Here is a 20,613-nt window from a genome sequence, read left to right as displayed (position 1 = left end):
GGGCGTGGGCGCGGGCTGTTCCCGGCCGGCGCGGAGTCCGGGCGGACGGCAACCGGGGCGCGGCCGATGTCACCCGTTCGGGAGAGACCGCGACCGGTGACCCCCGGACCGTCACGGGGTTGAGCCGTACGGACATCCAGGCCCCGATGAACGGACGTGCTCAACATGCCGCCACGGCTCAGTGTCGTCGTACCCGTCCACAACGTCGAGCTCTATCTGACGGACTGCCTGACGTCCCTCGCGGAGCAGACCATGACCGACCTGGAGGTGGTGATGGTCGACGACGGGTCCACCGACGGCAGCGCGGCCCTGGCCGCCGCGTTCGCCGCACGGGACGGGAGGTTCCGGCTGGTGAGCCAGGAGAACGGCGGGCTCGGGCACGCCCGCAACACCGGGGTCCGCGGCTGCGATCCGGGCGCCCGCCACCTCGCCTTCGCCGACGGCGACGACATGCTCCCGCCCCGCGCGTACGAACTCCTCGTCGGCGCCCTGGACGAGACCGGATCGGACCTCGCGTCCGGCAATGTGCTGCGGCTGCACACCGGCGGCCGGCTCCGGCAGGCGCCCGGCTTCCGCAGACCCATGGCGACCACCCGGCTGCGCACCCACATCTCCCGGGACTGGGACCTGGCCGCCGACCGGACCGCCTGCAACAAGGTCTTCCGCCGGTCCTTCTGGGACGAGCACGCCTTCGCCTTCCCGGCCGGCACCCTCCACGAGGACATCCCGGTCGTCCTGCCCGCCCACTTCCTGGCCCGCTCCGTGGACGTGCTGAAGGACGCCGTCTACCACTGGCGCGACCGGCCGGGCCCGGCCACCACCCCGCGCGCCGTCGTCCGCGGCGTCCAGGACCGGGTCTCGCACGTGCTGGGCGTCTGCGCCTTCCTCGACGAGCACCGCGGCGCCGACGACAAGCGGCGGTACGAGGCGCACGTACTCGCCCACGACCTCCGGTACTTCATGGCGGCGCTGCCCGACGGCGACGAGGAGTACCGGCGCGCCTTCCTCACCTACGCCAACGAGTTCACCGACCAGGTCGACCCGGCCGTCCTCCACGCGCTGCCGCTGCCGCTGCGGCTGATGTGGCACCTGGTGCGCGAACGGCGGACCGGCGAACTGCTGGACCTGCTCGCCTCCGACCAGGCCGAACCGGGCGCGTTCGCGGTACGCGGCGTGCGCCGCCGCAGCGCCTCCTTCCCGGCCCTCACCCGGCCGGTGCCGCGCCCGGTGCTGCGGGTGGCCGACCGGGACCTGCCGCTCACCGCCCGGCTGCTGGACGCCTACTGGCAGGGCGGCAGACTGCACCTCAAGGGGTACGCGTACATCCGCAACCTGCCCGCGGGCCCGCGCCTCGGCGAGTTCCGGGCCGGCTGGCTGCGCGCCGCGCGCCGCGTGGTGCCGCTGCGGCTGCGCACCGTCGACGAGCCCGAGGCCACCGCCCGGTCCCGGCAGAGCCTGCACGACTACGACCGGGCGGGCTTCGAGACCGTCGTCGACCCGGCCAGGCTCCGCATCGACGCGGGCGCCACCCTCGAACGGCTCACCTGGCACCCGGAGATCGGCATCGTCGGACACGGCCTGCTGCGCCGCTCCCGGCTCTCGACGGACGAGGCCACCGCCCCGCCGCCCCTGCACCGCCCCGACGGCGACCACCGGATCGTGCCCGCCTTCGACGACGGCAGGCTGGTGCTGCACGCCGAGCGGATCGACGCCCGCTTCGAGACGCACCGCGCGGGCGACACCGGCGACGGCACCGCCGCCGTGGTCATCGACGGCATGATCCGCGCCCGCCTCGGCACGGGCCCGCTGCGCCTCACGCTCACCCACCGCCCCTCCGGCACCACCGTCGACCGCCCGGTGACGGTGCACCAGGGGGCGGTGCCCTCGGCGGCGGGCTGGCGGCGGTTCACCGCGGACATCCCACTCGACGCCTTCCACGACGCCCGGCCGGGCGCGGCCGAGGCCGAGGCGGAAGGGCGTGCCCGGCTCCCGTACAGCCTGCGGCTCGTCGGGCCGGACGGCCGCCGGACACCGCTCGACGTGCCGGGGCCCGTACTGCCGGGCCGCTACCCGCTGACCGGGAACGGCGACGAGCGGCGCGAACTCGGCCTCACCGCGAGCCCCCGCGGCAATCTGCTGATCAGCGACCGCACCGTGCAGCCCGCCGTCGACCTGGCGACCTGGACCGAGGACGGCCGGCTGCTCCTGGAGGGCACCTTCCCCGACCTCCCGGAACGGCCCGTCGAGCTGGTGGCCAGGCACAGCGGACACGGCGAGGAGGCCGCCTTCCCCCTCACCTCCTCAGGGGACCCCGGGGCCCGGCGGTTCCGCGCCGCGCTCCGGCCGGACGCCGTCGAGCGTCCCGGCGGAAAACTGCCGCTGGGACAGGGCACCTGGTACCTCCTCCTCCGCGAGAAGGGCGCGCGGGACGGGGCGGACGACACCCCGCTGCGCATCCCGGCCGCCATCCACCGCACCCTGCCCGCCGCCCGCACCCTCGCCGGACGGACGTACGTCGTCGAGCGGCGCCGCCACGACCAGCTGCTGATCAACTGCGCCCCGGTGCTCACCGCCGGGGAACGCGGCCCGCGCGCCCGGCGGCTGCTGCGCGGGACGTACCGGACCCGGCGCACCGCGCCGCTGCGCGACACGGTGCTGTACAGCAGCTTCGACGGCCGGCAGTACTCCGACTCGCCGCGCGCCGTCCACGAGGAGCTGGCCCGGCGCGGCGCCGGGCTGGAGCACCTGTGGGTGGTGCGCGACCAGCAGGCCCGGGTCCCGGCGGACGCCACGGCCGTTGAGCACGGCTCCGCCGCCTGGCACGAGGCGCTGGCCCGCAGCCGGTACGTCGTCACCAACACCCAGCTCCCGGCATGGTTCGAGCGGCGCGACGGCCAGTGCGTCGTCCAGACCTGGCACGGCACCCCGCTCAAGCGCATCGGCCTCGACCTCGCGGGCACCGCGCGGGCCGACGCCGCCGACCTCGCCACCATCGAGCGGCGCGCCCGCCAGTGGAGCTTCCTGGTCTCCCCGAACAGCTTCGCCACCCCCGTCCTGCGCCGCTCGTTCGGCTACCGGGGCGAGATCCTGGAGTGCGGCTACCCCCGCAACGACCTGTTCCACGCCTCGGACCGCACCAAGGTCGCCGCGGCGGTACGGGAGCGGCTCGCTCTCCCCGACGGCAAGCGGGTCGTCCTCTACGCGCCGACCTGGCGGGAGGACCAGCGGCAGAGCGACGGCCGCCACGCCCTCGACCTGCACCTCGACCTGGCCGCCGCCGAACGCGAACTCGGCGACGGCACCGTCCTGCTGGTGCGCCGCCACCACCTGGTGGCCGGGCGGATCCCGGACAGCGGCAGCGGCTTCGTCCGCGACGTCTCGCGCTACGGGGACGCCGGCGAGCTGATGCTGATCAGCGACGCCCTGGTCACCGACTACTCCTCGATGATGTTCGACTTCGCCCGGACCGGCCGCCCGATGCTCTTCCACACCCACGACCTGGCGCACTACCGCGACACCCAGCGCGGATTCTCCTTCGACTTCGAGGCCCGCGCCCCCGGCCCGCTGATCCCCGGCTCGGCCGGACTCGTCGAGGCGCTGCGCGACCCGGAGCGTGCCACCGCGGGACACGCGCAGGCGTACGAGGCATTCCGCCGCGACTTCTGCGACCTGGACGACGGACACGCGGCGGCGGCCGTGGTCGACCGAATGCTGTAATCCGCACCGCCCGGCGCCACCCCCGCCGGCCGGGCAGAAGGCCGATGCCACCACGCGCCCCCTGAACCGTCCGAGTGGTTCAGGGGGCGCGAAGGTTTATGTAAACGTTCGGCGCATTCAAGTAATGGTCCCTATAAGTGTGGCCGACGGTGCGTTGCTCAGCGTCTTCGGGTTGCTACGTTCTGCTTTCATGGGTATCCGAATGCGATGCGAAACCTGGGACGTGCCACGCGCAAGGGCGGTGGTGCTCATTGCCGCGGCCGCCGGGCTTCTCACCCGAATGCTGATCGCGGCGAATATGCCGGGCCCGGCCGACGTACGAATCTTTCATGGTTTCGCAAAGGCGATCGTGCGCTACGGGCCCATTCGGATTTACGAACAGCCACTCCCCGGACTGCCCGTCTACAACCACCCGCCGCTGGCCGGCTGGATGCTTCTCGGTCTGAATGAACTCTCCGAACTGGGCATCCCGTTCGGCACGCTGATCAGATCGCCCGCCTCGATCGCCGACTTCTTCTGCGCACTCGTCGTCTTCGAGATCGTGCGCCGGCGCGCCTCCCTCGGTGCCGCCGTCGCCTGCGGTGTGGGCGTGGCCGCCAGCCCCGTGCTGATCGCCACCTCCGGCTATCACGGCAACACCGACGCGGTCGCCATCACGCTCGCCCTGATCGCCGCCCATCTGCTGGTGGACCGGAAGGCGCCACTGGCCGCCGGGGTGACCGCCGCGCTCTCGATCAGCATCAAGTTCATCCCCGTGGTGGTGATCCCGGCACTGTTCCTCGTCGCGCTGCGGGCCGGCCGGCCGGCGTTCCTCCGCTTCGGCGCGGGGTTCACCGCCCTGGTCGCCCTCGTCTGGGGGCCGGTCCTGGCGACCGTGCCGGAGAACCTCAAGGAGAACGTCCTGGAGTACGCGGGCGGCGGCTACCGCCTCTGGGGCCTCGTCCGGTTCGCCGACCTGTTCGGCCTGCCGCAGTCCTTCATCACCTTCATCGAGGGCGACGGCCACTTCCTCTTCGTGCTGGCCTGCGTGGCGGCCGGGGTCTGGCTCGCCTGGCTGCGGCCCGCGCAACTGCCCGTCGTCGTCGCCCTCACGATGAGCCTCCTGCTGCTGCTCTCCACCGCGTCCGCGCTCCAGTACCTGACCTGGGCCGCCGCCGGGCTCTTCGTCGTCGGGTTCTGGGAGGGCGCCGCGTACAGCTGCCTGCTCGGCCTGACGGCGGTCCTCGGCTACCGGGGAGCCTCCGCCGTGCGCTGGAGCGAAACGGTGCTGCAACTCGCCGAGGTCGGCTGGGTGGTGCTCGCCGCGGGCCTCCTCAGGGGCGTCCGCAAGGTCCTCGACACCCAGCCGGACCCGCCCGGACGGTCCCCCGCCGGCGGGAGACCGGTCGCGGCGCCCCGCACCGCGGAGCCCACCGGCTCCACCGTCAACTGACCTCCCCGCCCCCGCACCACGCACCGATCACCGAGCACCGAGCGCAACTGGAGAACGCCCCGTGAAGGAAAGCCCGAGCCCCAGGATCGGCATCCTGGTGGTCGCGTACAACGCCGAGACGACGCTGGAGAGGACCCTCGACCGCATTCCGGAGGACTTCCGGTCCAAGGTCGCCGAAATCCTCATTCTCGACGACGCGAGCCATGACGCGACCTTCACCGCGGGCTGCCGCTGGTCGCAGACGGAGGGAATGCCGCGGACCGTGGTGATGCGGCACACCAAGAACCTCGGATACGGCGGAAACCAGAAGGCCGGATACGCGCTGGCCGCCGAACACGGACTCGACATCATCGTGCTGCTGCACGGCGACGGGCAGTACGCCCCAGAATTCCTGCCCGACATGGTCGCACCGATCGAACGCGGCGAATGCGAGGCCGTCTTCGGGTCACGGATGATGAAATCCGGATCCGCGCTCAAGGGCGGCATGCCGATGTACAAGTGGCTCGGCAACCGCATTCTCACCCGCGTGGAGAACGCCCTGCTCGGTTCGCAACTCACCGAATTCCACTCCGGATACCGCGCCTACAGCGTCGCGGCACTCAAGAAACTGCCGATCCACCGGAACACCGACGCGTTCGACTTCGACACCCAGATCATCGTCCAGCTGCTCAACGAGGGGATGCGGATCAAGGAGATCCCCGTCCCCACGTACTACGGCGACGAGATCTGCTACGTCAACGGCATGAAGTACGCCAAGGACGTCGTCAAGGACGTCCTCGAATACCGGCTCGCCGTCAAGGGATTCGGCACCTGCGGCTGGATCCCCAAGCCCGTCGAGTACGCGTTCAAGGAGGGCGACGGCTCCTCGCACGCCGTCATCCTGGAGAAGATGCGCAGCCTCCCGCCCGGCCGGGTCCTCGACCTCGGCTGCTCCGGCGGCCTGTTCGCCCAGCGCCTCGAAGCCCTCGGCCACGAGGTGACGGGCGTCGACTACGTCGAGGTCCCCGGCGTACGCGAGAAGTGCACCCGCTTCCACCTCGCCAACCTGGAGGAGGGGCTGCCGGTCGAGATCGGGGTCGACTACGACTACGTGGTCGCCGGCGACGTCATCGAGCACCTCTCCCGCCCCGAGCGGGTCCTCGCCGAGGTCGCCGAGGTGCTGCGGCCCGGCGGCCATGTGCTGCTCTCCGTACCGAACTTCAGCCACTGGTACTCCCGGCTGCGGGTGGCGTTCGGCGTCTTCGGCTACGACCGGCGCGGCATCCTCGACGAAACGCATCTGCGCTTCTTCACCCGGGCCAGCCTGCGCCGCACGGTCCGGGACGCGGGCTACGACGTCCTCGGCATCGCGTCGACCGGGGCCCCGTTCTGGGCGCTGCTCGGCGGCGGACCGCTCCCCGCGGTCCTGGGCGGAGTGTCGAAGCTGCTCACCCGGATCCGGCCGACGCTGTTCGGCTATCAGCACGTCGCACTGCTCACCCCGCATGCGGCCGAGACGATCATCGCTGGAGAGCACGTCGATGTACAGGACATCCTCAACCGACAGTACGTCCCTGCCGACCGGGTCGGCGTCTGAGGCCGCCGTCCCCCGTCCCACCCCCGCCCCGGAGCGGCAGTCCCCGGGCGCCGCAGTCAGGAGCAAGGTCTTGACCCTCCCCAGTCTGATGCTGCTGCTGTTCGCCGTGTTCTCGTCGGCGGGCGGCCAGATCATGCTCAAGCACGGGATGAAGGGCGCCGCGGCCGCGGCGGGGCACGGCGGCGGGTCCGTCGCCCTGCGCGCCGCGACCAGCCCCTGGGTCGCCCTGGGGCTGGTGGTCTTCGCGGTGTCCGCCCTCGCCTGGATGGCGACCCTGGCCAAGGTGCCGCTGTCCATCGCCTACCCGTTCAACGCCCTCGGGTATCTGCTGATCGTGCTGGCCGGGGCGACCGTGCTGCACGAGCGGACATCGATGTGGACCTGGGGCGGCTCGCTGCTCGTGGTCGTCGGCCTGGCCACGGTGATGGCGGGCCAGCAACGCTGACGGCGCCGCCGCCGGGCGGGCCGCTCAGGCCCGTCCGGCGACCGGATCCGCCTCGCCCAGCAGCACCTGCCGTACCACCCGCTCCGCGGCCCGCCCGTCGCCGTACGGACAGAACCGGGCCCGGAACGCGGCCCGCAGCGCCTCGTTCTCCGGGCCGCGCCAGCTGCCGTCGAGGAAGATCCCGGCCAGCCCGTCCGCGGTCGTGGAGATAGCCCCGGGGGTGTCGCCGGGCGCACCGGACAGCAGATCGAAGCAGACCCCCCGGACCGTGCGGTACGTCTCCCAGTCGGGGGCGTGCACCACGATCGGGCGGTCCAGATGGGCGTAGTCGAACATCACGGACGAGTAGTCCGTCACCAGCGCGTCCGCCGCCAGGCACAGCTCCTCGATCCGCGGATGGTCGCAGACGTCGATGAGCGCGGGATGGTCCGGCAGCCCGGCGCCCTCGTAGGAGGGGTGGGCACGGACCAGCACCACCGAATCCGGGCCGAGCGCCTCGCAGAACCGGACGAGATCGAGCCGACCGCTGAACGCCGTCTCGTAGTCGCGATGGGTCGGCGCGTACAGGATGGCGCGCTGTCCGGGCCGGACGCCGAGGGCCCGGCGGATCGCGGCGATCCGGTCGGCCGTCGCCGTCGCGAGGACGTCATTGCGCGGATAGCCCGCCTCCAGGGACCGTGCCGCGTTCGGATAGACGCGGGCCCACACCTCGGTGGAGTGCGGATTGGCGGAGACGCTCCAGTCCCACCGGTCCACCCGCCGGAGCAGCCGGTCGAAGCTCATCCCCCGGGCCGCCGCCGGATGGCTCTGCTGGTCGAGCCCCATGATCTTCAGCGGGGTGCCGTGATGGGTCATCACATGGACCTGGCCGGGGCGCTTGACCAGGTGGTCGGGGAAGTCGATGTTGTTGAAGAAGTACGTGGCCCGCGCCAGCACCTGCCAGTAGCGACGGGTCCCCGGCACCACGTGGTCGACGCCCTCGGGCACCGAGTCCAGCCGCCCGCGCGACACCACCCACACCCCGTGCACCCGCGGGGCCAGCTCCTGGGCCCGGTGGAAGATCGCCTCCGGATTGCAGCTCGGCCCGCGGTTCCCGTACGCCGCGTAGACGGCGAGACCGTCGTCCAGCGGGAGTCTGCGCTGCCACCAGTAGTAGCTCCCGGACAGCCCGTGCCCGGCCCGCGCCCGCACCGCGCCGGGCGCCGCCCGCAGGCTCCGGCGCAGGGCCAGTGCCGTGTCGAGCGCCCCGAGTGCGGCATACCGGCCGCTCCCCATCAGCCGGGGCCGCAGCCCCTGGGCGCCCTCCGGGAAACGGTGCTCCTCGGGCCGGTGCGCGTGGTGGAACGCCGCCACGGAGCGCACGTACCGCCTGCGCCGCCGGGTCACCGACGGGTACCCGGAGAGGAGTTCCCGGGCCGCCCGCTCGAAGAGCAGGGGCTGGACGGGAAGCAGCCGCGGCCGGTCCCGTACGAACTCCAGCAGACCGGTGTACGCGTCGACGAGCTCGTGCGGTGCCGAGCCCCTGGCCGGTTCCGCCGTGTCGGCCGCGGCGGGCAGCGGGCGGCGGCCGCGGTGCTCGACGCAGGGGACGGGGAGCACGGCGACGGAGCCGGCGGCGGCGAGGGTCTGGAACGCGTACATCCGCTCGCCGTGCTGCCCGGGGCCGAAGGACAGCTTCTCGCCCTCGTGGAGGGAGCGGCGCACGGCGCGGTTCCAGGAGACCGGCGCGACGTCCAGCAGCAGGGGGTGTTCGGCGAGGGTGAGCCGCCCCGCGGGCAGCGCGCCGAGCAGCTCCAGCGAACGGGTCGGCCGGGACCGGCCGCGGAAGGGCCGCCAGTGGTGGCCGAACAGCAGCAGCTCGGGGTCACCGGCGGCGTCCAGCCGGTCGGCGACGGCCTCCAGGGCGTCCGGCAGCTGGACGGAGTGGCCCTCCAGGAAGAGGAGGTAGTCCCCGAGGGCCCGCTCGGTCCCGGCGTTGCGCCGCCCGTCCGCACCGGCGCCCGGCGGCAGATGGATGGCCTGCACCCGGCAGTCCCGGGCGGCGAACTCGTCGAACAGCAGCCCCGATCCGTCGGGGGCGCCGTCGTCGACCCCGATCACCTCGATGTCCGTGAACGACTGGCCGAGCACCGACTCCAGGCACTCGCGCAGCTGACCTCGGGCACGGCGGACGGGGACGATGACACTGAACCGGGGCACAACACATCCATGGGTCGTTCGCTGCGCGGGCGGGTGGTCCGCAAACGTCCGACGGGGTGGCCGGGTTACGTCAGAACGTGGCAGATCCGCGAACGGGCAGGTGGGGCGGGGTCACCCTGAGGGGCAACCCCGCCCCGTGTTGACGTACAGCCGTGCGCGTCGCTCCAGCGCCCGCTTCGCACGGCCCGCTTCACACCGCCTACTTGACCGCGCCCGCCATCACGCCGGAGACGAACTGGCGCTGGAAGGCGAAGAAGACCGCCAGCGGGATCACCATCGACACGAAGGCGCCGGGCGCCAGCACGTCGATGTTGTTGCCGAACTGCCTGACCTGCTGCTGAAGGGCCACCGTGATCGGCGGGCTGTCCGAGTCGGCGAAGATCAGCGCGACCAGCATGTCGTTCCACACCCAGAGGAACTGGAAGATCCCGAGCGAGGCGATCGCCGGACCGCCCAGCGGCATCACGACCCGGGTGAAGAGCCGGATCTCGCCCGCCCCGTCGAGCCGGGCCGCCTCCAGCAGCTCTCTCGGGATCTCCGCGAAGAAGTTCCGCAGCAGGAAGATCGCGAAGGGCAGACCGAAGGCCGTGTGGAAGATGACCACGCCGAAGGTCGTCTCGAAGATCCCGACCGCGCCGAAGAGCTTGGAGACCGGCACCAGGGCGACCTGCACCGGGACCACCAGCAGCCCCACGACCACCAGGAACCACCAGTCGCGGCCGGGGAACTCCATCCAGGCGAAGGCGTATCCGGCCAGCGAACCGATCACGACGACCAGGAGGGTCGCCGGAACGGTGATCATGACCGTGCTCAGGAGGGAGTGGGTGATCGTCGGATTGTCCAGCAGCCTGGAGTAGTTGTCGAAGGTGAGCTGGGACGGGGCCGTGAAGACCTTCCACCAGCCGGTCGCGGCGATGTCGTCCGCGCCGCGCAGCGAGGAGAGCAGCAGCCCGATCGTCGGCATCAGCCAGAACAGGCCCACCAGGACGAGGAAGATCCGCATCGCACCGCCGCCGGCGCGGGCGGCGAGGCGCGCGCCGAGGGACCGCTCGGCCTTCACCGGAACGTTCCCGGCCGTCGTGCTCGTGGTCGACGCTGTCGTCATCGGCGCCCCTCCTTCCGGATCCGGCGGATGTTGACGTACATCACCGGGAGTACCAGCAGCAGCAGGAGTACGGCGATGGCGCTGCCGATCCCGAGGTCCGCGTCCGTGCCGAACGAGGACCGGTAGAGCTGGAGCGCCAGCACGTTCGCGTCGTCCTGCGAGGAACCCGGCGCGATGATGAAGACCAGGTCGAAGATCTTCAGCACATTGATCATCAGCGTGACCAGCACCACCACGAGCACGGGCGCGAGCATCGGCACCGTGATCCTGCGGAACACCTGCCACTCGTTCGCGCCGTCCACCCGGGCCGCTTCGAGGAGTTCACGGGGAAGACCCGCGAGCCCCGCCGCGATCAGCACCATCGCGAACCCGGCCCACATCCAGACGTAGGAGCCGATGATCCCGGGGGTGACGAGGGCCGGGCCGAGCCACTCGACCCCGTTGTACGGCTCCTTGAAGTTCGAGGCGGGGAGCCGGATCCCGGCGCCGTCCGCCGACGCGGGCAGGGTGAACGTACCGTCCGCCGCCGCCGTCGCCGAGGCGACCACCTTGCCGTCCTTGACCGCCTCGATCGTGAGGCCCTTGAGCCCCAGCTCCTTGGCGTCGATGACATTGGGCCGGCCGCCGCCGCCCTTGGTGAAGTCCAGCCACGCGGTGCCGGTGATCTCACCGTCCTTGGCCGCGGTGGCCTTCGCGGGCTTCGCGTCCTTCGGCATGTTCGCCGGAACCACACCGACCAGCGGCAGTCGCACCGGCTGCCCGGCCCGTACCGGCGCCTTGGTGACGAACGAGCCGCCACCGCCCGCCTTGAGCGGGTGGACGGGCAGCGGATGCGCCTTCGGGTAGCTCGCCGACTCGTTGAACGTGTCGTGCACACCCACCCAGACGGCGTTGGCGACCCCGCGTTCCGGGGCGGCGTCGTACACCAGCCGGAAGATGATGCCGGCGGCGAGCATGGAGATCGCCATCGGCATGAAGACGACCAGCTTGAACGCCGTGCCCCAGCGGATCCGCTCCGTGAGCACCGCGAAGATCAGCCCGAGGGCCGTGGAGACCGTGGGCGCGACCACGACCCAGATCGCGTTGTTCTTGACCGCCGTACGGATGGTGTCGTCCGTGAACAGCGCCTTGTAGTTGTCGAGCCCGGCGAAGCCCGTACCCGCCTGGTCGAAGAACGACCGGTAGACGGAGTACACGATCGGATAGACCACCAGCGCGCCCAGCAGCACCAGCGCGGGCGCCAGGAACAGGGCCGCGATGAACCTGCGGGTGCCGGTCACGCCGCGGCGACCGCGTCCCGGGCCTCCGGACTGCGGGCCGGGCGGCTTCCTGGGCGCGGGTACCGACGGCTCGGCGGACGATTGCTTGTCGGCGGGGGGCACCGCGTCGGCGCCCCCCGCTGCGGCTGTCGTCATCCCGTCAGCTCTTGTACGCCTTGGCCGCGTCGGACTCCAGCTTCGCTTGAGTCCCCGCGATGTCCTTCGGGTTCTTCAGGAAGTCCTGGAGGGTCTTCCACTCGCCCTTGCCGGGCGTCCCGCCGAACGACTGCGGCGCCTGGTCGGACATGTCGAACCGGACGGAGTCACCGGCCGCGATCAGTGCCTTCGCCATGGTGCGCTGCACCTCGTTCGGGTACGCGGAAGCGTCCAGGGCCTTGTTCGGGGAGATGAACCCGCCCTGCTCGGCCATGATCTTCGCCGCGTCCGTCGAGGCCAGCCAGGTCAGCAGGGCCTGGGCGCCCTTGCCGTCCTTCAGCGCCACCGCGGCGTCGCCGCCGGTCACGACGGGGGACTCGGCGCCGACCGCCGGGAACGGGAACACCTTGGCGTCCGTCCCGATCTTCGCCTTCGTCTGCGCGATGTTGACGCCCACGAAGTCGCCCTCGTAGACCATCGCGGCCTTGGGCTGGTCACCGCCGGTGAACGTCTGGGTGACCGAGGCCGGGAACTCCGTCTGCAGGGCGCCGTCGGCGCCGCCCGCGATCAGCGACGGCTTGCCGAAGAGCTGCGCGAGCGTGGTCAGCGCGTCCTTGACGGACGGGTCCGTCCACTTGATCTTGTGCTGGGCCAGCTGGTCGTACTTCTCCGGACCGGCCTGGGAGAGATAGACGTTCTCGAACCAGTCGGTGAGCGTCCAGCCGTCGGCGCCGCCTACCGAGACCGGGGTGACGCCCGAGGCGGAGATCGTCTCGGCCGTCTTCAGGAAGTCCTTCCAGGTCTTCGGCTCGGCCGCGCCCGCGTTCTCGAACGCCTTGGTGTTGTACCAGACCAGGGACTTGTTGGCGGCCTTGAAGTAGACGCCGTACTGGGTGCCGTCCACCGCGCCGAGGTCCTGCCAGACCTTGGAGTAGTTCTTGGCCAGCTGGGCCTTGGCCTCGGGGCCGACCGGCTTCGCCCACTTCTTCTGGGCGGCCTGCTGGATCGCGCCGACCTGCGGGATCATCGCGACGTCCGGCGGCTGACCTCCCGCGATCTTCGTACCGAGGAAGTTGACGATCGGGTCCTGTGCCGGGACGAAGGTGACCTTGGCGCCCGTCCGGTTCTCGAACTCTTTGAGGACCTTGACGAAGTTGGCCTGCTCGGCGCCGGTCCAGACGGCCGCGACCGAGAGCTTCTCGCCGTCCAGCTTGGGCAGGTCGACGCCGGAGCCGCCCTTGTCGCTTCCCGCGCTCTTTTCCGGCTTGTCCTTCCCGTCACCGCCGTCACTGCAACCGGTGAGGGCCAGTGCGCCGATGGCGGTGAACACCGCTGCGGCCCTGCTGATCCGAAGGGTTGTGCGCATTGCTTCCCCGTTTCTCACATCGTTGTGTGCGCACAGTCCTACGCCCGGTGTACGGGGGCCGCAATACCGCTTCCGGTCTCAACTCCTTGATCGTGATGGGCTCGTGACGTGATGTCAGTGGATGTCCGGACCCGGCGCCGCCCGGGGTTCCCGCCCAAGGGTTCCCGTCAGGGGTGGGCGGGTCCGAACGGCGCTATCGGTTCGGCGTTCACCGACCGGGCCGCCCACTCCAGCGCGCTGGCCAGCAGCGCCAGGTCGGTCGGCCCGTTGCCCAGTTCGCGGACCGGGCGCCGGGTCGGCGGATCGCCCATCCGCTCCCACTCCAGCGGGACGACGGTGGGCCGCAGCGTGGCCGTACGCGGGATGCGCCCGGTCACCCGGCCGCCCTGGAACGGCGTCACCCGCCCGTCCGGATGCCCGAGCCTGCCCCGCCCCGGCGCCGGGCTCTCCGGCGACGGCGGGACCACCGGCGCGTCCAGCACGATGCGCAGCCGGGCCCCGTGGGCCAGGTCCGTGTCCTCCGTACGGTCCGGGCGGGCGGAGGCCGCGACCAGGTGGACACCCAGCCGGCCGCCCTCCCGCGCCACGGCCTCCAGGGCCCGCACCACCGAACCCGCGGCGGGGCGGCCGGGGCTGCCGAGCGCCGGGGCGACCAGCGCGTCGAAGTCGTCGACCAGGACGACGAGCCGGGGCAGCGGGGAGGGGCCGGGATCCGAGGACCGGGCGGCGGGGCGCAGCCGGAGCGTCCCGCTCATCGGGGCGTCCACGTCACCGCGCTGTTCCGCGGCGGTCGGTGGGCGCTGGCCGACCATCCGCCGCGCCACCTCCTGCCGGTGGTGCCACTCGGTGAAGTCGTACGGGCCGAGCAGCTCGGCCCGGCGCTTCAGCTCGCCGCCCAGGGCCTGGGCGACCTCCCGCATCCGCACCGGATCGGAGGCCACCAGGTGCGTGAAGGCGTGCGGGAGCTCGGTGCAGGGGCCGAGGCCCTCGCCTCGGTCGCCGCCCGCGCCGTCGACCAGGAGGATGCCCAGCAGGTCGGGCCGGGCGGCCGCGGCGAGCGAGGCGGCGACGGCCCGCAGCAGCTCCGTGCGCCCGCTGCCGGCCGGTCCCTCGATCAGGAGGTGGGGGCCCTCCTCCGACAGATCCACGCTGACCGCGCCCCGGGGCCCGGCCCCGAGCACCACCACGGGCCGCCCGACGGCGGCGGGAGCGGCGCCTTCGGCGGAGGCCGGAGCGGGTGCGGCCGCGGCTGCGCTCTCCGCACCCCGCGCGGCCACTCGGGGCGTGTCGTCGCCGCGCGGCCCGCTGACCCGGTTCGAGCCGCGCCCGGAACCGGCGGAGCGGAGGCTGCCGGCCCCCTGGACCTCACCCGCGCGGTCGCCACCAGTGGCCCAGGTGCCGGTCCCGGACCCGGGCACGGTCCGCGAGCCCGGGGTGTCCCCGGGCGCACCGCCGTGGCGCTGCCCGCCGATCCGGCCCCCGGAACCGCCGGGGTGAGGGGTGTGGCCGGAGTCCGGATACGGGGTGCGCCCGGAGCCGGGGGTCTCGTGGCCGTCGTCCGGGGCGAGGGAGTGGCCCGGGGTGCCGATGTGGGTGGCGTTCTCACTGTCGGGGTACGGGGTGCGGCCCGAGCCGGGTGCGTATCCGTCCGGGCCGGGGGCGCCGCCCATGCGCTGGGCGCCCACGCGCGGGCCGGTGCCGCGCGGGTGCTCCGTACGGCCCGAGCCGCGCACCGTGGCGCCGGGCTGGTCGTCCGCGGTGGAGGCCCACCGGGCCATCAGGGAGGCCGGGGTGGCACGGGCCAGCCCCAGCTCGTCCAGCAGGCGGGCGGTGGTCGGGAGCGCGGCCGACGACGACCGGCCGTGGGCGGTGGCCGAACCCTCCGTGCGCAACGGGGCCAGCGCCCGGCCGAACCGCTCGGCCCAGTGCGCCGAGACCGCGTCCACGGCGGCGACCGTGCCGCGCCCGGCGGCCCGGCCGTCCGCCGTCCGCAGCAGCCGCAGGGCCGTCGCCACGTCACCGCTCAGCATCGCCACCGCCCCGCACTCGCGGAAGGCGATCGAGGCGTGGCAGGCGGCCTCGTACGTCGCCGCGACCGGTGAGGTGGGTGTGGCGGCCGGGGTCTCGGCCAGACAGATCAGATGGATACCGGCCGCGGCACCGGCGGCGGCCAGCCGGGCGGTGTTCTCGCGCAGCGCCGCCGAGCCCGGGTCGCCGTCGACGACCAGCACGGTGTACGGGCCGGTGTACCGCTCCGCGGCCCCGGTGACCGTACTCCGGTCCAGGCTCGCCCAGCCGGGCCCGAGCGGACCGTCGTCCAGCCGGCGCACCAGCTCCGCCACCCGGGCGGTGGCCTGTTCGCGGTCGTACGCGAGGAGCAGGCGGCAGTCCTGGCCGTGCGTCGGCCGCAGATGGGGCAGCCACCCGAGCCAGGCCCATTCGCGCCTGCGCTCGTCCGCGCTCCGGGCGCGGTCCGTGCTGATGAGCACGATCTCCAGATCGGCGGGGGAGTGCAGCGCGGCGAGCTGCGCCACCGTCGAGCGGGCGAGCCCGGCCAGCCGGGTCCGCGGCCCGGCGAGCCCGAGCGAACCGGCCTCCCGCAGCCCCACCGTCACCGGCACGGCGGGCAGCTCGGCCCGGTCCGTCGTCCCCAGGCGCACCACGAGCGCCTCGGGGTGGTCGGTGCCGCGCTCCCACAGCCGGGGGCCGGGGCCGAGCGCGGTCAGCAGCACGGCCGCCGGGTCCGGCCAGACGCTCCGTTCGGCGGACCCGGACCGTGCCGCGGGGGCGGTCGGGTACAGCGGATCGGCCGGCCCCGCCCCGTCGGGCATCGCCTCGTGCACGGGCTCGCCCCTGTTGCCCGCGAGTCTGCGGGCCCAGGCGCCTATCCCGCCCCGTCTGGGCGCCCCGTCGTCCGGGCCGGGGCGGCCGGGGGCGGACGGCCCGCGCCCGTCGGTCCGCCCGTCGTCATCGCCCGCGTACGCCCGACCGGCGCCGGGGTCCTCGCGGGGGGCGGACGCGGGGGAGACGGGCGTGGCGTAACCGTGCCCGGAGCCGTCGTCGGCGTCCGTCGTGCCGGAGACCCGCAGATGGCCCTCGCCGTCCGGGGCCGTCGCCAGCGTCGGCGCGGGCGCGCCGGAGGTCAGCAGGAGCGTGGACTCGCCGAGCCGCAGCAGCGCACCGGGCTTGAGCCGGACCGGGCGGTCGCGGACCTCCGCGCCGTCGAGCAGGGTGCCGTTGGTGGAGCCGAGGTCCGCCACCGAGACCAGGCCGTCGGCGGAGACCGTCACCGCGCAGTGCAGCCGGGACACATCGGGGTCGTCGAGCGGGACGTCCGCGTCGGCGGAGCGGCCGATCCGGATCCGGCCGCCGTGCAGCAGATGGACCCCGCCCGCGTCCGGCCCCGCGACCACGTGCAGCCGGGCCGGGACGGCGTCGTCCACCGCCTCGTCCTCGCCCGGGACCTGGAGCGAGAGCACCGCCCCGTCCACCAGCGGCGGCTCACCCAGCGCGCACCGCTGCGCGTCGAGCCGCTCGCGCCCGGCGAACAGCACCACCGCGCCGCTGCCGAGCGAGCCGTCGGGCCCCAGCACGGCCGTGGCCAGGTTGGACGCCACGGTGGCGAGGGCCGTCCCCGACGGGGCGGTGACCAGCACGTCGCACGCGCGCGCCGGGGTCTGGCCGCTGCGCGGCGCGAGGACGGTCAGCCGGATCTGCATCGCCGTCAGCGGTCCCTTCTGCGCGGTGCGCCGGGCAGGGGAAACGCCCTGTGATTCCCCCCACCCGACACGGACGCGTCGTCCGGTACAGGTTCGTCACGTGCCGCGGGGCTCCCGACCCCACAGTTCCGTGCTGGAGGCATCCTCGCACCTGCCGCTGACAACACGCCCGGGGGCCACCGCCAAGTGATCTTGAAACGTCGGCTGTGCGCCCATAAGTGCCTGCTTGGAACGCCGTACGCGAGGAGGGAACCGTTCCGCGGGAGCGCCAGGAACGGTTCGTCGCACAGGTGTGCGGCAACCATCCGCCCGATGTGCGCGTCTTGTTCCGAGACCGGCCGGCGCCTCCCCGGGGCGGGAGCGGCCGGGGGACCGCGGACGACCCGACGGAGCCGCCCGACCCCGCCGGTCACCCCACTAGAGTGGGCCGGAACTCCCGGGCGGATCCGGGAAGACCGTAAGCACCACGATCTGCAGGGAGCGCATGACGTGCGGCCGGTAGGCAGCAAGTACCTCCTGGAGGAGCCGCTGGGACGCGGCGCCACGGGCACCGTCTGGCGGGCCCGCCAGCGGGAGACCGCGGGCGCCGAGGCGGCCGTCGCAGGCGAGCCCGGCGAGACCGTGGCGATCAAGGTCCTGAAGGAAGAGCTCGCCAACGACGCCGACATCGTGATGCGGTTCCTGCGCGAGCGCTCGGTACTGCTCCGGCTCACCCACGAGAACATCGTGCGCACCCGCGACCTGGTCGTCGAGGGCGACCTCCTCGCCCTCGTCATGGACCTGATCGACGGCCCCGACCTGCACCGCTACCTCCGCGAGAACGGCCCGCTCACCCCGGTCGCCGCCGCGCTGCTCACCGCGCAGATCGCGGACGCGCTCGCCGCCAGCCATGCCGACGGCGTCGTCCACCGCGACCTCAAGCCCGCCAACGTCCTGCTCGACGAGCGCGACGGCCGGATGCGCCCGATGCTCACCGACTTCGGCATCGCCCGCCTGGCCGACTCCCCGGGGCTCACCCGGACCCATGAGTTCGTCGGCACGCCCGCCTATGTGGCGCCCGAGTCCGCCGAGGGCCGCCCGCAGACCTCCGCCGTCGACATCTACGGCGCGGGCATCCTGCTGTACGAGCTGGTCACCGGCCGTCCGCCGTTCGCCGGCGGCACCGCCCTCGAAGTGCTGCACCGGCACCTCAGCGAGGAGCCCCGCCGCCCCAGCACCGTCCCGGCCCCGCTGTGGACGGTGATAGAGCGCTGCCTGAGCAAGGACCCCGACCGGCGGCCCAGCGCTGAGAACCTGGCCCGCGGCCTGCGCGTCGTCGCGGAGGGCATCGGCGTGCACGCCAACTCCGCCCAGATCGCCGCGGCCGACGGCGTGGGCGCCCTGCTCGCCCCCGATCCGGCGCCCGCGGCCGTTCCGGCGACCCCCGGTGCGGCGGACCCGACGCAGGTGCTGCCGAGCAACGCCGGCGCGTACGACCCGGGCGCCGCCACCAGCGTCCTGCCGCAGACCCCCGGCCAGGGCCCGGCCGGGCACGCCGACCCGACCTCGGTCCTGCCGCCCGTGCCGCCGCGTCCGGACGGCTCCCCGCAGCCCGACGGGCCGCACCCCTGGCAGTCCCAGCTCCAGGCGGCCCGCGACCGCAACGAGCAGACCCAGGTCCAGTACCTCGACCCGAGCGAGGACCCGCTGCGCCGCCGCCCCCAGCGCGCCCAGCCCCAACAACAGCCCCAGCAGCCCCAGCGGCGGCAGCCGCCGCAGCACCAGCAGTACCAGCAGCCGCAGCAACAGCCGCAGCAGCGGCAGTACCCCCAGCACCAGCAGCAGTACCAGCCGCAGCATCAACAACAGCCCCAGCACCAACAACAGCCCCAGCGCCAGCAGTACGCGCCCCCGCAGCAGCCGGCCGCGCCCCAGCCGCCGGCCCCGCGTCAGCCCCGCGAACCGAGGCAGCGCAGCGCCAACCCGATGCGGATCCCCGGCCTCGGCTGCCTCAAGGGCTGTCTGTTCACCGTGGTGCTGCTGTTCGTCGCGGGCTGGCTGATCTGGGAACTGACCCCGTTGCAGGACTGGATCGGCCAGGGCAAGAGCTACTGGCAGGCGATCAGCGACACGGTCTCCGACATCAGCGACTGGATCTCGAAGCTGGGCGGCAGCAGCGACGGCGGCGGCAGCACCGGCAACACCGGCCCCTGAGCGGCCGCACCACCATCAACTCGGTAGCTATATCGACTTCCGTGGGCCAGTTTCCACCGCATATCGCCCGCGGAAGTGAAGGTTGGCACCATCCCGGGCACTCAACCCCCCGGCCGACGCGTAACTTTGTCGACCGGGGGTCATGAGCGACGGTCCATCGCCAGCCGCTGAGGGAGCAGTCTTGGCACGGAATATCGGCAGCCGGTACACCGCACACCAGATTCTGGGGCGCGGCAGCGCCGGCACGGTCTGGCTCGGCGAAGGGCCCGAGGGCCCGGTGGCCATCAAGCTGCTCCGCGAGGACCTCGCGTCCGACCAGGAACTCGTCGGCCGCTTCGTCCAGGAGCGCACCGCCCTGCTCGGCCTCGACCATCCGCATGTCGTCGCCGTCCGCGACCTCGTGGTCGACGGCAACGACCTGGCCCTGGTCATGGAACTGGTACGCGGCACCGACCTGCGCACCCGCCTCGACCGCGAACGCCGCCTCGCGCCCGAGGCCGCCGTGGCGATCATCGCGGACGTCGCCGACGGCCTCGCCGCCGCGCACGCCGCCGGGGTGGTCCACCGCGACGTCAAGCCGGAGAACATCCTGCTCGACATGGAGGGTCCGCTCGGCCCCGGCGGCTCCCACCCGGCGCTGCTCACCGACTTCGGCGTGGCCAAGCTGATCGACACCCCGCGCCGCACCAAGGCCACCAAGATCATCGGCACTCCGGACTACCTGGCCCCCGAGATAGTCGAGGGGCTGCCGCCACGCGCCGCCGTGGACATCTACGCCCTCGCCACCGTCCTGTACGAACTCCTCGCCGGTTTCACGCCCTTCGGCGGCGGACACCCCGGCGCCGTCCTGCGCCGCCATGTCACGGAGACGGTCGTACCGCTCCCCGGCATCCCCGACGAGCTCTGGCAGCTCCTCGTCCAGTGCCTGGCCAAGGCCCCCGCCTCCCGGCTGCGCGCCTCCGAGCTCGCGGCCCGGCTGCGCGAGCAGCTCCCGCACCTGGCCGGCATCCCGCCGCTCGACGTGGACGAGCCGGACGCCGAGCCGGAGCCCTCGACGTACGACGAGCAGCAGTACACGCCCGCCCCCGAGGAACCCCGCCGGCGCGGCGCGGTCCCGCTGGTCCCCGGCTCCTCCGCCGACTCCAACCGCGACACCCACACCAGCATGCGCGTCCCGGCTCCCGACGAACTCTCCGGCGGCCCCCGGGGCACGGCCAGGGCCCCCCGCTCCCCGGGCACGCCCCGCCCCGGCTCGGCCCGCAACAAGTCCGCGGCCGTCCGCAAGCGCCGTCTCACGCTGGGCGCCGCCGCCCTGGTGCTGCTGGTGGCGCTGGGCGTGGGCGGCTGGCTGGCGCTGAGCGGCGACGATCCGGAGGCACCCGCCCGGGAGACGGGGACCTCGGCGCCGGGAGCGCCCTGACCCCGGGGCCCGCGAGGCCGTCCGCG

At 73.3% G+C, this 20,613-nt stretch carries 11 protein-coding genes; 6 read left to right on the top strand and 5 right to left on the bottom strand.

Going from position 1 to position 20,613, the window contains the following annotated elements:
• Nucleotides 1–165 precede the first annotated feature (165 nt).
• From GA0115234_RS10420 to GA0115234_RS10405, 4 genes are all read left to right on the top strand, one after another.
• Nucleotides 166–3,717: a bifunctional glycosyltransferase/CDP-glycerol:glycerophosphate glycerophosphotransferase gene (locus GA0115234_RS10420; protein ID WP_176729133.1), complete on the top strand. Its 3,552-nt coding sequence runs from the start codon at nt 166–168 to the stop codon at nt 3,715–3,717.
• 349 nt (nt 3,718–4,066) lie between these two features.
• Nucleotides 4,067–5,149 carry a hypothetical protein gene (locus tag GA0115234_RS10415; RefSeq protein ID WP_256088700.1) on the top strand — a complete coding sequence of 361 codons (1,083 nt, stop codon included), beginning with the start codon at nt 4,067–4,069 and terminating at the stop codon, nt 5,147–5,149.
• Between the two features lie 61 nt (nt 5,150–5,210).
• Nucleotides 5,211–6,725, top strand: coding sequence for a bifunctional glycosyltransferase/class I SAM-dependent methyltransferase (locus tag GA0115234_RS10410; protein WP_093540612.1), 1,515 nt, complete (start codon nt 5,211–5,213; stop codon nt 6,723–6,725).
• A 70-nt stretch (nt 6,726–6,795) separates the two neighbouring features.
• On the top strand, nt 6,796–7,170 hold the full coding sequence (locus GA0115234_RS10405) for a hypothetical protein (protein ID WP_237541233.1): 375 nt from the start codon (nt 6,796–6,798) through the stop codon (nt 7,168–7,170).
• A gap of 24 nt (nt 7,171–7,194) precedes the next feature.
• Here the strand turns inward: GA0115234_RS10405 and GA0115234_RS10400 are convergent, their stop codons facing one another.
• From GA0115234_RS10400 to GA0115234_RS10380, 5 genes are all read right to left on the bottom strand, one after another.
• Complete coding sequence (locus GA0115234_RS10400) at nt 7,195–9,369, bottom strand: bifunctional glycosyltransferase/CDP-glycerol:glycerophosphate glycerophosphotransferase (RefSeq protein ID WP_093540611.1); 2,175 nt, start codon at nt 9,367–9,369, stop codon at nt 7,195–7,197.
• Between the two features lie 199 nt (nt 9,370–9,568).
• Nucleotides 9,569–10,474 carry a carbohydrate ABC transporter permease gene (locus GA0115234_RS10395; RefSeq protein ID WP_093540610.1) on the bottom strand — a complete coding sequence of 302 codons (906 nt, stop codon included), beginning with the start codon at nt 10,472–10,474 and terminating at the stop codon, nt 9,569–9,571.
• Complete coding sequence (locus tag GA0115234_RS10390) at nt 10,471–11,889, bottom strand: carbohydrate ABC transporter permease (RefSeq protein WP_093540609.1); 1,419 nt, start codon at nt 11,887–11,889, stop codon at nt 10,471–10,473. Before GA0115234_RS10390 ends, GA0115234_RS10395 begins: the two co-directional genes overlap by 4 nt.
• 4 nt (nt 11,890–11,893) lie before the next feature.
• Nucleotides 11,894–13,255, bottom strand: a complete 1,362-nt coding sequence (locus GA0115234_RS10385) for an ABC transporter substrate-binding protein (RefSeq protein ID WP_093540608.1) — start codon at nt 13,253–13,255, stop codon at nt 11,894–11,896.
• Nucleotides 13,256–13,422: 167 nt separating this feature from the next.
• Entirely contained in the window at nt 13,423–16,974 is a 3,552-nt protein-coding gene (locus tag GA0115234_RS10380) for an FHA domain-containing protein (RefSeq protein ID WP_093540607.1), read from the bottom strand.
• A 489-nt stretch (nt 16,975–17,463) separates the two neighbouring features.
• On the opposite strand from GA0115234_RS10380, the gene GA0115234_RS10375 reads away from it, so the two are divergent.
• Together GA0115234_RS10375 and GA0115234_RS10370 are read left to right on the top strand one after the other, a co-directional pair.
• Nucleotides 17,464–19,167 (top strand): serine/threonine-protein kinase, encoded by a 1,704-nt coding sequence (locus GA0115234_RS10375; protein ID WP_093540606.1) that lies wholly within the window; start codon nt 17,464–17,466, stop codon nt 19,165–19,167.
• A 181-nt stretch (nt 19,168–19,348) separates the two neighbouring features.
• The gene (locus GA0115234_RS10370; RefSeq protein WP_093540605.1) at nt 19,349–20,587 is read left to right on the top strand and encodes a serine/threonine-protein kinase; all 1,239 of its coding nucleotides are present in this window, start codon (nt 19,349–19,351) and stop codon (nt 20,585–20,587) included.
• Nucleotides 20,588–20,613: the final 26 nt, after the last annotated feature.

It is taken from the genome of Streptomyces sp. DvalAA-43 (genome assembly GCF_900091725.1).
GTDB classification, from domain to species: Bacteria; Actinomycetota; Actinomycetes; order Streptomycetales; family Streptomycetaceae; genus Streptomyces; species Streptomyces pulveraceus.
Note: the sequence above shows the minus strand (reverse complement) of the source record. Positions and strands in the feature narration are given on the sequence as shown.